At 58.9% G+C, this 17,922-nt stretch carries 11 protein-coding genes; 3 read left to right on the top strand and 8 right to left on the bottom strand.

Features of this window, described 5'->3' with window-relative positions; all coding sequences use genetic code 11:
- Window positions 1-41: 41 nt before the first annotated feature.
- Both ACZZ0D_RS02880 and ACZZ0D_RS02885 read left to right on the top strand, forming a co-directional pair.
- Window positions 42-395 (top strand): antibiotic biosynthesis monooxygenase family protein, encoded by a 354-nt coding sequence (locus ACZZ0D_RS02880; RefSeq protein ID WP_159812559.1) that lies wholly within the window; start codon window positions 42-44, stop codon window positions 393-395.
- Window positions 396-438: 43 nt separating this feature from the next.
- A complete protein-coding gene (locus ACZZ0D_RS02885) occupies window positions 439-681 on the top strand; it encodes a hypothetical protein (protein ID WP_053123283.1) in 243 nt (80 codons plus the stop codon).
- Window positions 682-685: 4 nt separating this feature from the next.
- Here ACZZ0D_RS02885 and ACZZ0D_RS02890 read toward each other — a convergent pair whose 3' ends face one another.
- Together ACZZ0D_RS02890 and ACZZ0D_RS02895 are read right to left on the bottom strand one after the other, a co-directional pair.
- A complete protein-coding gene (locus ACZZ0D_RS02890) occupies window positions 686-1,315 on the bottom strand; it encodes a flavin reductase family protein (protein WP_212543918.1) in 630 nt (209 codons plus the stop codon).
- Between the two features lie 257 nt (window positions 1,316-1,572).
- Window positions 1,573-1,827, bottom strand: a complete 255-nt coding sequence (locus ACZZ0D_RS02895) for a hypothetical protein (RefSeq protein ID WP_159812556.1) — start codon at window positions 1,825-1,827, stop codon at window positions 1,573-1,575.
- Between the two features lie 341 nt (window positions 1,828-2,168).
- On the opposite strand from ACZZ0D_RS02895, the gene ACZZ0D_RS02900 reads away from it, so the two are divergent.
- Window positions 2,169-2,924, top strand: a complete 756-nt coding sequence (locus tag ACZZ0D_RS02900; RefSeq protein WP_463552421.1) for a COG4705 family protein — start codon at window positions 2,169-2,171, stop codon at window positions 2,922-2,924.
- Between the two features lie 149 nt (window positions 2,925-3,073).
- On the opposite strand, the gene ACZZ0D_RS02905 is transcribed toward ACZZ0D_RS02900, so the two are convergent.
- The 6 genes from ACZZ0D_RS02905 to ACZZ0D_RS02930 form a co-directional block, all read right to left on the bottom strand.
- Complete coding sequence (locus ACZZ0D_RS02905; RefSeq protein WP_159812555.1) at window positions 3,074-4,393, bottom strand: MFS transporter; 1,320 nt, start codon at window positions 4,391-4,393, stop codon at window positions 3,074-3,076.
- Between the two features lie 302 nt (window positions 4,394-4,695).
- Window positions 4,696-6,018: a sigma-54-dependent transcriptional regulator gene (locus tag ACZZ0D_RS02910; RefSeq protein WP_159812554.1), complete on the bottom strand. Its 1,323-nt coding sequence runs from the start codon at window positions 6,016-6,018 to the stop codon at window positions 4,696-4,698.
- Window positions 6,018-7,778: an ATP-binding protein gene (locus tag ACZZ0D_RS02915; protein WP_463554757.1), complete on the bottom strand. Its 1,761-nt coding sequence runs from the start codon at window positions 7,776-7,778 to the stop codon at window positions 6,018-6,020. The genes ACZZ0D_RS02910 and ACZZ0D_RS02915 overlap by 1 nt, the downstream gene beginning before the upstream one ends.
- Before the next feature lie 103 nt (window positions 7,779-7,881).
- Window positions 7,882-10,563, bottom strand: coding sequence for an RHS repeat domain-containing protein (locus tag ACZZ0D_RS02920; protein ID WP_463552422.1), 2,682 nt, complete (start codon window positions 10,561-10,563; stop codon window positions 7,882-7,884).
- The gene (locus ACZZ0D_RS02925) at window positions 10,547-13,321 is read right to left on the bottom strand and encodes an RHS repeat domain-containing protein (RefSeq protein WP_463552423.1); all 2,775 of its coding nucleotides are present in this window, start codon (window positions 13,319-13,321) and stop codon (window positions 10,547-10,549) included. Before ACZZ0D_RS02925 ends, ACZZ0D_RS02920 begins: the two co-directional genes overlap by 17 nt.
- On the bottom strand, window positions 13,321-17,811 hold the full coding sequence (locus tag ACZZ0D_RS02930; protein ID WP_463552424.1) for a SpvB/TcaC N-terminal domain-containing protein: 4,491 nt from the start codon (window positions 17,809-17,811) through the stop codon (window positions 13,321-13,323). Before ACZZ0D_RS02930 ends, ACZZ0D_RS02925 begins: the two co-directional genes overlap by 1 nt.
- Window positions 17,812-17,922: the final 111 nt, after the last annotated feature.

Genomic DNA, 17,922 nt, shown 5'->3' on the forward strand with positions numbered 1-17,922 from the left:
CCGTCCCCCGGCTGCCACGCGACTCCCTGGGAGGGTTGAACATGTCCAAGCAGATTCCCGTCAGTCATATGGCCTTCGTCCGGGCGCGCGCCGGGCGTTCGGCGGAACTCGGTGTACGCCTGAGCGCGTTGATCGAACCGTCCCGCGCCGCCCCCGGTTGCCTGAGCTTTGCCTTGCAGCATTCGCAGTGTGATCCCGAGTTGTGGCTGGTCTCCGGGTTCTGGAGTAATCAGCAAATGATGACCGCATATTTCAACAGCCCGTCGATGGGTATCTTCGCCGAGCTGGTGCAGGAACTGGTGGTCAACAGTCTGGATTTCCACACCTTCAAAGACGTCTCGGCGGCACAAGCGCTCGGCCAATCTCCGGCAGCGGTACACAAACTCGTCGGTTGAGGGTTTAATGTCCGGCTTAATTGACTGAGCCAGGACTTGCGACATGGCACGTAAAGAGTTCGAACACTTCGAAGCAGTATCCGCAGTCGTCCCCGTCGAACTGGGTGGCAACAAGGGCTATTACGCGGCAATCGCGGTCAAGGCCTTGGTCGATGGCGGTGCACCACGCTTTCACAAACTGCTGAATGACCAGGTCTTCCCCGGCGCCATCGCCGCCGATGAGGCTGCCATCAATGAGCTGGATAACCTCAAAGGCGTCACCGAAGAAGCCGAGTTGATCTGGTAACGCGTTACTTGTTTGCGCCCGGACGCCACATCTTGAACAGGGCCTCAGGCCCCAACTGGAAGTAATCCGCCGGCCCGCCGCCGCGCAGAATCGGTTCTGCCGCGGCGGTGTCGTAGATGCCGTCCTTCAACAGCCATTTGGCGATATGCACGGCGACCACTTCGCCGAGGATCAGCCAGCTCGGCACCGTCTCGCCATCAGCACGCTGCAACTGAATAATCTGCGTGACCTTGCACTCAAAGGACACCGGGCTTTCGGCCACGCGCGGCACCGAAATAACCTTCGACGCAACAGTCGTCAGTCCCGCCAATTCAAACTCGTTGACCTCAGGCGCGACCATCGCGCAGCTCTGGTTCATCTGCTCGGCCAATGGGCGCGTGGCAAGGTTCCAGACGAATTCGCCGGTCTGCTCGATGTTGTTCAGGCTGTCTTTGCGCCCGACGCTGGAGAAGCCAATGATCGGCGGAATGTAGTTGAACGCGTTGAAGAAGCTGTACGGCGCCAGATTGAGTTGGCCGTTGGCATCCTGCGAGGAAATCCAGCCGATCGGGCGCGGGCCGACGATGGCGTTGAACGGATCGTGCGGCAGGCCGTGGCCGTTGGCGGGTTCGTAGAAATGGATGTCATCGGGCATGGCGGGGGGATCCTGAGGCTAGGTTTTGAATGAGCCCATAGTGCAAGGCAGCCCCACATATTTCCAGCCAAACAAAAATTCATTGTAGGAGTGAGCCTGCTCGCGATAGCGGTGTGTCAGTCACATCAATGTTGACTGATGAAATGCTATCGCGAGCAGGCTCACTCCTACAGGGGAACGGGGTGCATTCGGAATTTGTGTTACCCCAGAAATAACTAAGCCCGGCCGAAGCCGGGCTGTGCGCTGTGCAGCAGCGATTAGCTGATGGCAGCGGATTGGGTGCGGTCATAACCGTCGGCTGCGAAAGTCGCGGAGCCGGTGCGGTCGTAGCCATCTTCAGCAACAGTCGCCGAACCAGTGCGGTCGTAACCATCGGCAGCGACAGCGGCAGAACCCGTGCGGTCATAACCATCAGCAGCAACAGCAGAACCCGTGCGGTCGTAACCGTCGGCGGCGAAGGTGTTGGCAGCCAGTACGGACAGGGCGAAAGCGAGGATCAGTTTGGTTTTCATGGTCGTGTACTCCGAATGCGTTGGGGGTGTGTCTTGCTTGGGTTTAATGCTACGCCGATCAATTCGATTAAAAAGCGCAAAATAATGCTAAAAAATATCGATTAAGTTGATGTTAAGAGCGGCGCATTTAAATCGCTTACGTCGTCGAAGCGAACGTCGCGCAGGTCATCGATCAGGTAGGGGCAGGATGTCGCGCCAGCATTAATTAGCGATTAATCGCTTTTATCCGTACATGACAGATTTTTCATACTTTGCCGACCGCTTTTTCACCGCCTCAACGCCAGTCTGCCCACGGCCCTAAAACCAAGAACCGGCCGTCACACACTGGAGCGTTACCTGCGATGAATAAACTTCCTCAAATCACCCTGGCCTTTTGGGTCATGAAAATCTGCGCGACGACCTTGGGGGAAACCGCAGGCGATTTGCTGTCGATGACCCTCAACGTTGGCTATGCAATCAGCTCGCTGATTTTGATCAGCGTATTTGTGCTGACGCTAATCACCCAATTGATGGCCAAGACCTACAAGCCGCTGCTGTACTGGATCGTGATTTTGTCGACCAGCACCGCCGGCACCACCATGTCCGATTTCATGGATCGCACCCTCGGTCTGGGTTACGCCACCGGCTCGATGATCCTCATCGCGATTCTGCTGGCGATTTTCGCGGCGTGGCGCCTGAGTGGTGACTCGCTCAACGTCAACAAAGTGCAGAGCTTTCGCGGCGAGATGTTCTATTGGATGGCCATTCTGTTTTCCAACACCCTTGGCACGGCGCTCGGCGATTATCTGGCCGATGACTCGGGCCTGGGTTTTGCCGGTGGCGCGTTGCTGATCGGCTCGACGATTGCGGTGGTCGTGCTGTTGAAATACTTCACGAAGATTTCGACTGTGGTGTTGTTCTGGGTGGCGTTCGTGCTCACCCGGCCGTTTGGCGCGACTCTGGGCGATTTGATGACCAAACCCCATGAGAAGGGCGGGCTGGATTTCGGCACCATCGGTTCGTCGGCGGTATTGGCGGGGATTCTGCTGGTGATGATTGTCGGCGCTTCGTACGCGCAGAAGCGCTATGGCAAGCCGCAGGTTGCCGAGTTGACTTGATACAGAGTCGCCCTCATTCGCGAGCAAGCTCGCTCTCACAGAGGAGTGTGGTGAACACAGAATGTGTGAACACCACCGACCACTGTGGGAGCGAGCCTGCTCACGATAGAGCCATCACAGCCACCATTGCAGTGGCTGTGAAAACCCAATCAGTCAGTCACGATACGCGAATGCTTCTGGGTGTCTTTCATGGTCACGTACACCAGCAGCGACACGGCAATGCACGCCGTCACGTACCAGTAGTAACCGGTTTCCATACCAATGCTCTTGAACCACAGCGCGATGTATTCAGCGGTGCCGCCGAAGATCGACACGGTCAGTGCGTACGGCAGGCCGACGCCCAGCGCGCGGATTTCAGTCGGGAACAGTTCGGCCTTCACCACCGCGTTGATCGAGGTGTAGCCGCTGACGATGATCAGCGCCGCCATGATCAGGAAGAATGCGCCCCACCAGGTTTGAATGGTGTGCAGGGTCATCAGGATCGGCACAGTGAAGATCGTGCCCAGCACGCCGAAAGCGATCAGGATCGGACGACGGCCGATCTTGTCCGAGAGGCCACCGATGATCGGTTGCAGGCACATGAACAGGAACAGCGTGGCTGCGGAAATAGTGGTCGAGTCGGAGATGCTCATGCCGACGGTGTTCACCAGGTATTTCTGCATGTAGGTGGTGTAGGTGTAGAACGCCAGCGTACCGCCCATGGTCAGGCCGACCACGGTCATCAACTCCTTTGGATGACGCATCAAGGTGCGCATTGCGCTTTCCTTGGACTTCTCTTTTTTGGTGAACGACTCGGTTTCTTCCATGCCGCGACGCAGGTACAGCGCAACGACTGCGCACAGTGCGCCGATGGCGAACGGAATACGCCAGCCCCACGCGTACAGCTGTTCAGTGGTCAGCACGTTTTGCAGGACGATCAACACGCCGAGCGCGATGAGCTGGCCGGAGATCAGGGTCACGTACTGGAAGCTGGAGAAGAAGCCGCGACGTTGCTTGGTCGCCATCTCGGACAGGTAGGTCGCCGAGGTGCCGTACTCGCCACCGACCGACAGGCCTTGCAGCAGACGGGCGAAGATCAGCAGGATCGGCGCGCCGATGCCGATGGTTTCGTAGTTCGGGCTGAGCGCGATCAGCAGGGAGCCAAAGCACATCAGATAGACCGAGGCCATCAGCGCTTTCTTGCGCCCGACTTTGTCAGCGTAGAGGCCCATCAACCAGCCACCGATCGGACGCATGAGGAAGCCCACGGCGAAGATCGCAGCGGTGTTCATCAGTTGTGCGGTGGAGGAGCCGGCAGGGAAGAAGGATTTGGCGAAGTACAGCGAGAAGGCGGCATACACATACCAGTCGTACCACTCGACCATGTTGCCGACGGAACCGCTGAAGATCGATTTGATCCGGCTGGCGGTGGTTCTTTCTTTGGCGGGCACGGCAGCCGACCCAAGTGGCAGGGCGTTGGAGTTATCCATTGAAGGATCCTTCGTTTAATTGTTTTTGTGGAGCGCGTTAAAACGCAGCCTGCGTGGGCTATAGCAGGAGGTGTGCCAACGGGGGGAGGGGCGGTTTAGAGGGGGTGACGGGATCGGGTGAGCGGAAATCCGCTTATTGTTGGAATGGGATGAGCGGAAAAACGCTTATGCAGGATGGGGTTTGTGGTGTCGGGTCGGGCCTCTTCGCGAGCAAGCCCGCTCCCACAGTTGACCGCATTTCATCAGGAGAAATACGGTCAACTGTGGGAGCGGGCTTGCTCGCGAAGGCGCCAGTACATGCGCTACAGAAACATCTCCCGACTCAACCCATGCCGCTGCATCTTTTCGTTAAACGTACGGCGCGGCAGTTGCAGCTCTTCAAGCACCGCTTTCACATCACCCTTGTGCCGCGTCAGCGCCGCGCGCAAACACTGCGCTTCAAACGCTTCCTGCTGCGCCGCCAGCGATTGCCCCGGATCAATCCCCGGAGCCGGTTCATCCAGCCCCAGCACTTGTCGCTCGGCGACGTTCGCCAGTTCCCGCACATTCCCCGGCCAGTCGTGGCTGAGCAGATGACTCAACTGCGCGCCGCTCAACGGCGGAAAAGTCCGCCCCAAGCGTTCAGCCGCACTCTGCGCGAAGGTTTCAAACAGTAAAGGAATGTCCTCACGACGATCACGCAGCGGCGGCAAGCGCAACTCTGCGACGTTCAAGCGATACGCCAGATCCTCACGAAAACGCCCGGCGCGAGCCTCGTCGAGCAAATCCGGTTTGGTCGCCGCAACAATGCGCAGATCTACGCGAATACTCTGATTCGAACCCAAGCGCTCGAGCTTCTGTTCCTGCAACACCCGCAGCAATTTCACCTGCTGCGCCAGCGGCATGCTTTCGATTTCATCGAGAAACAACGTGCCGCCAGACGCATATTCCAGCTTGCCGATACGCTTGCCCGAAGCACCGGTAAACGCGCCGCTCTCATGCCCGAACAACTCGGCCTCAAACAACTGCTCGGGGATCGCCGCGCAGTTCAGCGCCACAAACGGCTTGTCCGCACGCGGGCCGAAATCATGCAGGCAGCGCGCAACCAATTCCTTGCCACTGCCGGTTTCACCGCGGATCAACACGTTGACCGGCAGCGCCGCCAGATCGAGCACTTGCCGACGCAGTGTCTGCAAACCACGCGACACCCCGAGCAACGTTGTATCGAGTTTGGCGCGGTTGTCGGCCTGCTCGTGCAGCGCGCGGTTTTCCAGTACCAGGCGGCGTTTATCCAGTGCCCGGCGCAAGCTGCCCAACAGCGTTTCCGGGCTGAACGGTTTTTCCAGAAAGTCGTACGCACCATCGCGCATCGCTTCGACCGCCATCGGCACATCGCCGTGGCCGGTGAGCAAAATTACCGGCAAATCAGCATCGCGCTTTTGCACTTCGGCCAACAGCGCCAAGCCACCGATGCCCGGCATGCGCACGTCGCTGAGGATCACCCCGGGGAAATGCGCGGGCAGGGCGGCGAGGCATTCTTCGGCGCGGCTGAACAACTGCACCTCGAACCCCGACAGGCTCAGCCACTGCTCGACCGCGTTGCGAATACTGCTTTCGTCATCGACCACCATCACCGAATTGAGCATTAGATATGCGCCTCCAGATCGATCGGCAGCGTCAGGCTGAACACCGCGCCGCTCTCGCCATTGTCGGCGCTCAGGCGACCGCCGGATTCATGCACGATGGCGAAGGAAACCGCCAACCCCAGACCCAAACCGTCGCCTACCGGTTTGGTGGTGAAGAACGGATCGAACACCTGACTCAGATGCTCTTCGGCAATGCCGCCGCCATTGTCGATGACGCTCAGGCGCCACAATTGTTCGTCGGCTTCCAGACGAATCTCCAGACGCTTGCAGGTTTTGCCTTGCATTGCATCAAGGGCGTTGCGCAGCAGATTGATCAGCACTTGTTCGAGACGGATCGCATCGCCGCGCACCCACGCCGGCCGCGTCAGGTGCAGCACCAGACTGACCTGTTCATCACGCAGTCGCGCGTCGAGCAATTGCAGCGCCTGATCGACCACCGTGGCCAGATCCAGCCGCTCGCGCAAACCGCTCGGGCTCTTGCGTGCGAACGTCTTCAGATGGCCCGTGAGCGCCGCCATGCGCGTGAGCATCTCGTCCACCGGTTTCAACGCTTTGTATGCATCGTCGACGCGGCCATGGTCGAGCAGCAGCCGCAGAGTCGCCAGTTGCATGCGCTGAGCGGTCAGCGGTTGATTGATTTCGTGGGCCAGCGCCGCCGACATCTGCCCCAGCGCCGCGAGTTTGGCCGATTGCACCAGACCGTCCTGCGCGGTACGCAAATCGCGGGTGCGTTCTTCGACCAATTGTTCGAGTTCTTCGCGGCTGCGCTGACGCATCTTCGCCAGACGCCAGCGCTGATTGAGGAACAACAGCAAAAACACCAGCGCCAGCCACACCCCGGCAGCGGCGAGCCCGGCGTTGCGCAAATCTTCGAAGGCCACCTGCGGGTGACGCAGCAGATGCAACGTCCAGCCTTCGGCGGCCAGCGGCAACGATTCCCACAGATAATCCGCCGTGCCTTGCGGGCCTTCAACGCGGCGTAGATCGCTGTTGTCGTCAAAACTGCGCAGTGCCAGATGCGTCAGCGGCACCAGCGCTTGCTTGTCGTATTGGCGGGTGGCTTTGATCTCGGCCATGTCGCTGGAACTCAGCGGTCGCAGCGCGCGATAGCGCCAGCCTGGCTGATTGGCGATGAAGATGATCCCGCGCGCATCGCTGACCAGCAGCGTGTCGCTGCCCTGGCTCCATTCCCGTTCCAGTTCGGGGAATTCCAGCTTGACCACCATCGCCCCGAGAAACTCATCCTTGTCGCCCAACACCGCGCTGGACAGGAAGTAACCGGGAATGCCGCTGGTCACGCCCACCGCGTAAAAACGCCCGGTGCCCTGCGTGCGGGTCTGACTGAAATACGGACGGAAGCCGTAGTTGTGGCCGACGTAACTGCTCGGCAGGCGCCAGTTGCTCGCCGCCACGGCAAGGCCCGTGTGGTCGAGCAATTCAAGGGTCGAGGACTGCGCCGCACCGTTGATTTTTTCCAGCTTCAGATTCAGCGTCGCCTGCTCTTCGGCATCCACTGAACCTGCCAGCGCCGAGCGCAATTGCGGATCCAGCGCCAGCACGGCGGGCAAGGCGCGATAACGGTCGATCAGGGTGTGCAACGAGTTGGCGTACAACGCCAGTTGCTGATTGGCACGCGCCGCATCTTCCTCCAGCGCCTGACGTTCGGCGTGGCGGATGGCAAGGGTCGCGGCAACGGCCGCACCGGCGACGATCAGCAGGGAATACAACGACAGACGCAAGGTACGGGAAGTCGGCAGCATGCTGGGCAGATGGGTGGCAGGTCGGGCGGGCACGATAGCATGGGCGGGCATGGCGGCCCATGAGAGCGCAGGTAATCGTGCCGTGACCTGGGGATTTCTTCAGTTACGCAAGGGAATCCATTGGGATTGAATTTTGGCGTGTGCCTATTTTGAAGAAACCTTTGAATTGTGCCCACCAGGAATAATCAGCTTGAGCGATGTCACCGGCTGCAGAAGCGGGGTCGTCAAGTGAGCCACTGATCGAGGATCTGGCTCCCTGACTTTCAGTATCCACAGGTTCGACCACGTCAGCAGTTCCACCGAGCATGGTTTTTTCAAAGTCTACGAACCGTTCGAGAAACGCTGTCACCGATTCACCTGCCGGCGTCCCGGTGGTGAATCGTAGTCGGTCAACCGCTGACCAGCGTTGCATAGCCGTCGTCATTTCGTGCATGGCATTTTTCTCAAGAGTGGCAATTTCATTTAGTACGTCGACTGGAATAGTGCCTTGCGCCCTCTCTGCAAGTCGTCTTGCCTCAACTGCCTGTTTGTGCGCGAACTGAGTCGCTGCACTCAGAACATTGTTTTTGAAGAATATGTATCGAACATAAGCGTAGGCATGACCACCTGCGTAAGTGCCGAGCGCGCCTAAAACCGGCCCTATATAGGCGGACATATTCTCAAAGGGCACGGCTTCGCCCACGGCTATACCAATAGAAGTTCCTAATGACCCGCCGAGGACGCCCCCTCTAGTCAATGCGCCAATGCCACTTTTTTTGCTCAGAAACTGCTTGAAGGTCGTAGCTTTGCGTTGCTCAGGTGTCATTGCATTGTCGTCATCTCCAAATTCTTCCACGAACCGATTCGTCTCGGATTTAAACCCGGCAGCGATCGCTATCCAACCTGGGGACTTGTCCAGCGCGCGTCCATCAGGATCGATGTAGGTCAGCGGATTATTCCCCACCATCACATACACATTCAGCCCATCCACATCCCCCGCCGGATCCGCGCTCACCCAGCGCTGCAACCAGGGTGCGTAATACCGCGCACCGTAGTAATACAGGCCGCTGACATCCATCTCCTTGCCCGAATAACGAATGGTTTTGTAATCCCCCGCGCTTTTGGAATGGGGCAGCCAGGTCGCGGTGCCACCAAACGGATAGTAGGTTTCCTGACTGAGCACTTGCCCCTGTTGATCAAGTTCCATCGCGCTCGAACCCAGATGATCACCGAGGCTGTAACGCAGTTGATTGTTGGCGACGTCCGGCGGTGGCGCGTTACGCCAATGCAGGCAACGCACGTTGTCGGGCAGGATGATGACGTGCAGCTCTTCGCCGCTGTCGCGGGTGCGGATTTCCAGCCCCGGCAAGTAACGCACCTGTTGAAAATGTGATGCGCCGACGCTGTGGGTTTCAAGGCGTTTGGAGACGCGTTCGCCCAGGCTGTAGAGGTACGCTTCCTGATCATCTGCTAAAGAATTGTTGCGCTTGAGCAGGGTGATCTGGCGCAGTTGGTCCAGCGCGTTCCAGGCCAGTTGCGGGCCGTGGCGCAAGTTGAGCAGGTTGCCATGGGCATCGAAAGCAGTGGCGAAATCCGGTGGCGGATCGTCGGCTTGCCAAGGCAGCGCACGGTTGCTCGATGGCGCGACTTGCATCTGTCGCGTGTAGCCGCCCGTGGCGCGTTCGTGCACCTGTTTGATCAGGTTGCCGGCCACATCGTATTCAAAGTGCTGCGTGTAATTGCGCAGGTTGTTCGGATCACTGGGCGAGGGTCTGCCCGGAATCTCAGAGGCCGGGGCGGCGTCATGGCCGCTGGCCGTGAGCAACCGATCAAGCGAGTCATAGCTGAACGCTCGGTGGCCATCAATGTACTGGTTGGCGAAATACACCGGTGTAAATGTGGAATCGTCGATACGCAGTACATTGCCGACGGCATCGTAGGCGTATGTAAAGTTTTGCAGCAGCGGTTGCCCGGCAACGCCGGCTTGAGCGCTTAGCAGCCAATCATTGGCAGGATCGTAAAGCCATTGGCTGACGACGTTATTGGCCGCCAGCCGCTCGATGATCTGGCCGTGAGCGTTGTATTGCGCACCTTGCAAGATGCTTTGAGGTTCACTGCCCTGACGCTGTAAAGAAATCTGCGCGACCTGGCCGGCCACATCGTAAGAAAAAGTCTGTCGATGACCACCCGCGTCGGTTTGCGTCAGCAACTGATTTAGCGAGCCGAACGATTGCCGGCTGGTGTGAGATTGCGAATCTGCAAAGGTGCGGGTTTGTTCAAGCGGCTGACCGAGCAAGGCAAAGCTCTGGAAGGTCAGCGAGCCTGAGGTGTCTTTCAATGTGGTCATCTGGCCGCACAGATTGTGGCCACTGTCGGCTGAGGCATCGGCGTAGTTGCGCGTTTCCAGGTGGCCAGAGTCGGCGGTTGCCTCACTCAATACGCGCAGTTGCTCATCAAAGCAGGTTTGCCAGTGGTTACCGCGCCCGTCCCAACGCTCCAGCGCTTGTCCGGCCATGCCCGGCAGGTTCAGTCGCCAACCGGCGTCGACGCTGTCGATCATCAGCGGGTGAGCGGACAGCGAGTAAACGGTCGCGATATTGGCAGGCGTGCTGGCGTCGAGCAGGCGCGGATCTCGTTGTTCCACCTGATGACCGGCAGGATTATATTGCTGGCGAGTCACCAGCGGCTGCGCTTCAACCGACTCTGCGCTGCGCAAATAGCGCACCTCGCGCACCGTCAACTGACGGCTGTCCCGCACCTTCAGAGCAGGTGTCTGCCAATGGATCGAGCTACATTTTGTTCTCATGCGTCCACCAGTTGTACAGACGCGAGTGGGCCTTGTTTTGCGGGTGGGCTTGCGCTCTTAAATAGCGGTTGTCGGTAGTGTTCATTTGCCTGTAGGCAGCAATGCCCGCCAGGCCGAGGCTGATATCCGCCTGCACGGTTTGGGTTTGCTGGCGTAAGGACGCCAGGCTGATAGCGCTTTTGCCTATCCCCGAGGAGGCGATGACATCGGTGCCGAGTATCTTGAACGCGGCTTCGTAAGAGGCTGCGTGCTCACTGACGGCGGCTTGCCAATCGGTGTACATCGATTCGATCTTGCCCACCTTCACGGGATCCAGACCGTTCTTGATGTCTTCGACTTCAATGGCACGCGAAAACAGGCTGAGCGAAGTGGGAACAACCGACAGAAAAGAGCCGATGATCCGGTTCATCACAAATTCCGGGTTGAGCACGGCATCGAGTGCCGGGTTGACCACTTGATCCATAAAATCACTGGCGCTTGTGATGTCTTTGGTATCTTCCTTGATGCCCAGTTTGCTGTTGATTCTGGTCACTGACATGGTTGAGGTCTGCGGTATCAGTGGACCGTATACCAGTCCCGTTTTGCTCGCAGCCATGTTTGCCAGCGGGTTGACGATAGCGTCGACCGCATCCCCGACGAGATTGCCGGCGGTCAATCCACCGGTTGCCAGAAAAGGGATGCCTGGCACGCTGGGAACCAGACCGTCGACAAGCGCTGCCGGAGCCTCGCCGAGCAAACTGCCCGCGATGCCTTTGCCCACGTCCACTGCTGAGTTGACCAACAAGTTTCGGACAAGGTGCTTTTGGTTGATAACGTTATGCATCACGCGATTGGTGTGATCGGCAAACTCGCCTACAGCAGAGATGAAGGCCGAAGACAGCCTGATATCCGCTTGCGCTTTACTGCCCCCGCCTGCATCCACATAGCGCAACGGATTGTTGCCCACGAACGCATACAGATTCAGCCCGTCCACTGCGCCCAACGGGTCGGCGCTGACCCAACGCTGTACCCACGGCGCGTAGTAGCGCGCACCGTAGTAATACAGACCGCTGACATCCATTTCCTTGCCCGAGTAACGAATGAATTTGTAGGCGACTTCGATCAGTGAGCGTGCCGTCATCCAGGCCGTGGCACCGAACGGGTAATAGCCTTCGTGGCTGATGGTCTGGCCCAGTTGATCCAGCTCCAACAGACACGAGCCCAAGTGATCTTCGAGGGTGTAGCGCAGTTGATTCTGAGGAATCCCGGAGGGCGGTGAAGCTGCCCAATGCAGGCACCGTGCGTTGCCGACGCTGATCACGTGCAACTCTTCGCCATTGTCTTTGCGGCGGATTTCCAGCCCTGGCAGGTAACGCACTTCGTGGAAGTGTTTATTCGAATCGAAGTCGTGACGCTTGTAGACGCGCCCCCCTTGGCTATAGCGATAGTGCTCTTGATCATCGGGATCGTTATCGCGCTTCACCAGCGTGACGTCGGTCAGTTGATCGCGTGCGCTCCATGTCATTGGATGACCAGGTTGCAGCGTCAGCAGGTTGCCGTGGCGGTCGAACAGTGTGTCAAAGTCAGGCTGCGGATCGAGTTCATTGCTACGTACGGCGCGATTGCTGTTCGGGTCGATCGACATCCGTTGCGTCAGGTTGGCGTCAGCGCGCACATGGCGCAGTTCGATCAGGTTGCCGCCGCTGTCGTACGCATAGGTCTGCAAGTAATTGCGCCGGTCAGCAGGGTTGCCCGGTTCGGGTCGGCCCGGATGATCAGTGGGCGCGGCATCGTCGTAACCACTGGCACTGCTCAACCGGTACAGCGAGTCGTAACTGAACTCGCGGTGGCCATCAACCCGCTGGTTGGCGAAGTAACTGGGCGTAAAGACGTGGTCGAGGATTCGGGTGAGGTTGCCGACGCGATCGTATGCATACTCAAAGTCTTGCAGCGTTGCCGACTGCTGCGATGTCGCCGATTGCCGATGCAGGCGTCCGTTGGCCGAATCGTAGTGCCAGCGGCTGGTTACACCGTTGCCCGTTTGCTGCAGGATGATTTGCCCGGCAGCGTTGTACTGCGCCTCGAGCAGCACACGCAGCCAATCGGTTGCAGCATCGATTTTTAACGCTACGTGGCTGAGCTGGCCGGCCAGATCGTAATGCGATTGTTGCCGGTGGCCACCGGCATCGGTTTGCTCCAGCACAGGCCCTAGAGGGCCGAACGTGCGAGCGCTGGAAAACGCCTGAGCATCGTGAAAGGTGCGCGTATCGTGCAGCGTCGAGCCCGCCAGTCCGTAGCTGTGCATCGCCAGACCGCCGGACTGATCCATGTGGCTGAGAAGACGGCCCCGCAAGTTCTGACCGGCATCGGCCAAGCCATCGGCATAACTAAAGGTTTCAACATTCGGCTGGGCGTTTTCTTCTACAGCGACAACGCGTAACTGCTCATCGTATGTCGTGCGCCAAAGACTGCCGCGTTCATCGCGGCGTTCAAGGATTTCCCCGGCCAGCCCCGGCAGGTTCAAGCGCCAGCCAGCGTCGACGCTATCGACTTTCAGTGGCGCACCGTCCAACCCGTAAACACTAGTGAGATTGGGATGCGGCAGGCGCGCATCCCATTGCTTGATGATCCGTCCGGCAACGTCGTGTTGCTGACGGCTGACCAGGGCGACAGGCGTTTCATCGGCAACCGTGCGCAGGTAGGCGATCTGCCGAACCGGCCAGCCACAGCCATTGTTCACCGTCAGTGACGGTGTGCGCAGATGGACGTCGCTGTCCATCAGTGCAGCGTCCGCGAGGGTTTTGCAGGCGCCGGTTCTGCGGTGTCATTGGCGTCTTCGCTGGTTTTATACCAAGGGTGATAAGTCTCGCGAGAGAAGTCACCGGTGGCATTGATCACTTTGATCAGCCGCCCAAGCTCGTCATAAAACAGTTGATCGTAAAAGCCGTATTCGCGCAGGGAGTGGTCGTTGACGTAACCGTGGACGTTGGCAAAAAACGCGCGGTATTGGCGGATCGGCAGCCCTTTGTTGTTGTAGTCGATGCGTTCGCTGATGCGCCAGCGCGGATCAGCCAACGCTTCAACCAATTGACCGTTTTCGATGACCAGCGAGCCGTCAGCCGCCACGACATACGCCAGACCGGGATCGACCCGATGTTGAGTCTGCAAGGGCCGCCCGAAGCCGTCGACACAGGCTTTGACGATATGGATCTGCGCCGCCGTTGCATCATCGGGGTAACGGTCGGCGCTGAGCATCACGCTGTGCACCGGATCGCGCGCGGCCGCAGCAACGGCGGCACTCAACAGTTGTTGTGCGGGTGTCAGAACCTGCGAGCGAGCAAGCTGCAGACGCGCACTGGCACGTATATGGCCGCTGGGCAAAACATGGCGCTGGCCAGTCCATTCGAGCAGTTGTTCGGTGCTGACATCAGGCAAGACATTGCCCATCCAGCTGAACAGATTCTTGCGCAATGTACTGGCGGCTTTTTGCACCGCTTTGGCCGGATGTTCGATGGCCGCTGCCGGGTCTAGATCCTTCGGCAACTGATACTCGCTTAGCGGCTGGAATCCCGCCGGCACACTGTTTTCAGTGCCGTAGAAACTCACCGCCAGCGGTTGACCCGAGGGCAGGTAAATCACTTCTTCGATGTTGTCGTTGGCGTCGGTAATCTGCTCAGGGAGCTGATGCAAATAATCGTATCGAGCGTGGGTCGTGCAGCCATCAGGCAACACCACCCGAGTGACCGCCAAACGGTAAGCGTCGTATTCGGCCGTGGTCACGCCGTGGCTGGGCGTTTCGTTGAACGCCTGGACTTTGTAAAAACCTTCCGGCCCGGCATAACGGGCGAAGTTGTAGCGCGACGACCAGAGATTGCGAGCGCTGTCGTCCTCGGGCGTTTGCTTGAACAAAAACGGCATCGGGGTGTAACCGATGCGGGTCAGTTGCGCGCGAATATCGAAGTTCGCCAATTCGCTGTAGGCGTCCAGCGCGGTCTTGTCCATTTGCGCCAGTTCGAGAGGCCCCGGCAACGCTGCAAATTCGGCTTCACCGTCCGGCAGGGGAGACTGGTCGAGGGTCTTGAGATAACGCTGCACCGATTGTGTGGTCAGCACGCGTTCGGTCTGCCAATGCAGTGAGCCCTGATGTTCGATCAGGTGTTCGTACGACACTTGAGCGGGCGACAGGCCTTCGGGCAGAGAACCTTTAGGCAGTACCAAGGCATTGCCGCGCTGCTGAAAAGTCAGGCCCAGCCGCCATTGTTGTGGATTCTGATTCAGGTCGATAAACCGCGCCCGGCTCTCTTTCAGGTAGTAAGACTGTTGCGCGGGATCATGAGCGTCGCGCCACCATTGCTGATGATCCGGATCGGTAAAGGGCGGCGGCGAGGCTTCAGTCAGGCGCCGGGCGTAGCTGACTGTCACGTTATGGGTTGGCAATCCGTACGCATTCCGGCACAGCGTAATGTCGTGAGTGCACAGTGGGTCGTCGATAAACCGGTCGTAGGCGTAGTTGATCTGTTCCAGCGCCATCGGCAGCAATACCCGCGCCGCATCGTGTGAACCTTTGGGGCGAACTTCGCGAATCAGATAGCGGGTTTCCTGCACCGAGAAGGGCGCAGCGACAGCCGGATCAGCGTCGGCAGCGTAGGTTTCGATGCGGGCAATGGAACCGGCCAGTGCTCTGGCTATTTCGTCGTGAGCATCTTCGGGTGGCGTCACCACGACATCGCATTCATCGCTGGGGTGATACTGGCTGAACACGGTGCGGCCCAGCGCAACGGCATCGGCGTCACGCTTGAAATAGCCCTCGCGTGAGCGATCCATTGATTGTCCGGTATGAAACCAGCTGCACACCCGCACTGGCGCAGTGAAGCTGGCGTCATCAGCCGGACTGGCGCTCTCACTGTCGGTTTGTTCGACGAAGCCGAAGCCGCGAAACATGCGCTCCTTGCCATCGTAAAAACCTTCGGCGTACCGGAACAACTGGGTGGTGCAATTGCCGGTGATTTCATCCAGTTGGCTTTGCCGGCTGACCACCTGAATCGGGAACGGCAGGTAACAAGCCGGCGTCTGTGTCGGCTGCTCGGCAAGCCGTCGGGTTTTCTCGTCCAGCCATTCCTGCGCGCTGCTGCGGTAACTTACGCTTGCGCTACAGCCCATATTGTTATTGCTGGCTGTCAGCAGATAAGGTTTGGCCGAGACAAAGTCATAGCGCCAGTGCTGCGGTTTGCTGTGCGCTACGGTGAGGATCAGGCTCTCGCAGCCAAGACCTTGCAGATCGGCGACGGTGACCTGGCACAAGGGGTCATAACGCACGTCGTGCGGCCACGGCACGTGGATCGGCGTTTGCTCGAAACCGTTGCCGGCGCGGTTCAGGTAAATGTCGAAGCCTTCACTGTTCAGATAGAGCAGGGCGGGGGCGCCGGAACCGTCCAGATCGGCGATGCGCACCCGATCGCTATCGAACTGCTCGTACGTGAAAGGCAGGCTGGAGATGACGCGGCCATGGGCAAATGTGCCGTGCCCGAGATTGGGCCAGCACTTGATTTGATCGTGACTGATGCTGAACAACTCCGGCATGTCGGTGCCGCGCAAGTTGCCCAGCATCACCAGTTGGCTGCGCGAATGACCGAACAACGGCAACCGGTCGGGCGTGTGATCCACTTCCTCGGCTTTGGCGAAACCTTCCTCGCGGCGATTGGCATACAGACGCACCGAGTGCGGCCCGATCAAGGCAATCGAGCTGAGGCCATCGCCGGACAGATCACCGAGTTGTGCGAGGGTGTGCAAATACTCCGCCGGGAAGGTGCGGAACGCGGTGAACGCCGTCCAGCGCCGATCGGCATTCAACGTGTTGTAACCGCTGATGCCTTGTTCAACCGTGATCCAGTCGAGCCGGCCGTCTCCGGTCTGATCGGTGAGGATCTGCCGCGCGTTCGGCTGGCTGTTGGCGACGGGGATTTTTTCCAGCAGTGTCCACGGTGTGTAGCCAATCGCATCCGGGCCGCTGCTTTCTCGGAAAGGCTCACGGTAGTACCAGGCATTGTTGTAGGAGCAGAGAAAACCGACAGCGCCTTCACCGTACAAATCCACGCAGCGATACGTCCCGGTATCGATCCCCGGCATGGCCTCGGATTCAAACAGGCGCGAAGGGCTTTTGTTGATGACGAACGGTGAGTAGTCAAACTCCACCGGAGGTGTGTTTTCCACGTAAGCGCTGCTGTCATACGCTTGGTAGTGCGCGGCCGACAGCAGGCTGTAGCCGCCGGTTTGCGGGTTGTTGGAGTACTCCAGCAACAGCCGCCGAACCAGCACCGGGTCGGGCCCCGTTTCCAGCGGAAAATGATGGAACATCAACACCTGCTGACACAGCCGCTGAGTGCCGACCTCAAAGCCTTGGCCGTAAGTGGAAAACGTGTCCTTGCGCAGCAGCCAGGGCTTGTCGCCGACGTAGGCAGGTTTGTCCGGGTACGCCGTGCTGCGCTCGCCATAGTCGAACAGCAGATGAAAATGCCAACTCATGTCCGCAGGGTTGGCGTTACTCCAGGCGTACAAGTCCGCGTTGGCCTCGCCATTGCCATACCAGACGCGTTGCAGGTATCGCTGGGCGCTGGGGTCATCGTCGCTGCCGGGGATCTTTTCATCGGCCTTGTATTCGTAGCAGATGTGTTCGCCACGTGAATTCAGGCTTTCGCAAATTAGCCACGCGCTCACGCGCTGTGGATCATCCGGATCTGCAATGCGTGAAGACGCGGTCTTGCCGTACACCTGCAGCGAGCCATCGGCGCCATGAATCAGCCAGAAAGGCGTTTGGTCTGCTACAGGCTTCCAGTATTCGCGGAGAGTAAAATCGCTTTCGACCTCAGGCCAATAGCGCACCACCTCATGCAGGCCGATGTCCACACCGTTGTACTGACTTTCCTGGCGCGATTTGATCGATCCATCGCTCTCAAACTCAGGTCTGCACACCTCGCCGTCATGGCCGACGATTTCGTCGAGATCGGTGTAGCGCGGCACGCCTTTGTGGGTACGGCGACTGATCTGCGCCAGGCCCACTCCCCAGCCAATCCCGAATGAACCATTGCCGGTCTGGCTGCTGTAAGACAGTGACAGTTGAGGATCCCAGCCACGTCCGGCAGAAGAGGGGATCGGCAACACAAAAGAAGCTGCGCCCGTCGGGCCGACCACGCCCCAGTCCTTGCCAATGGTGGCAATCGACGCGCTTCTGGAGATTGACGGGGTGACGATGCTGAGGTCTTGATCGGCCATGGTTCCATCCACTGCGCGGATGCGGGGCAGGTGGAGTGACGCTATCAAGAAGTGCAGGCGGCGTAACCTGTCAGATCTGACAGGTGCGCAAGATCATTTTGTATGCTTTTC

Source organism: Pseudomonas sp. AC193 (assembly GCF_979258075.1).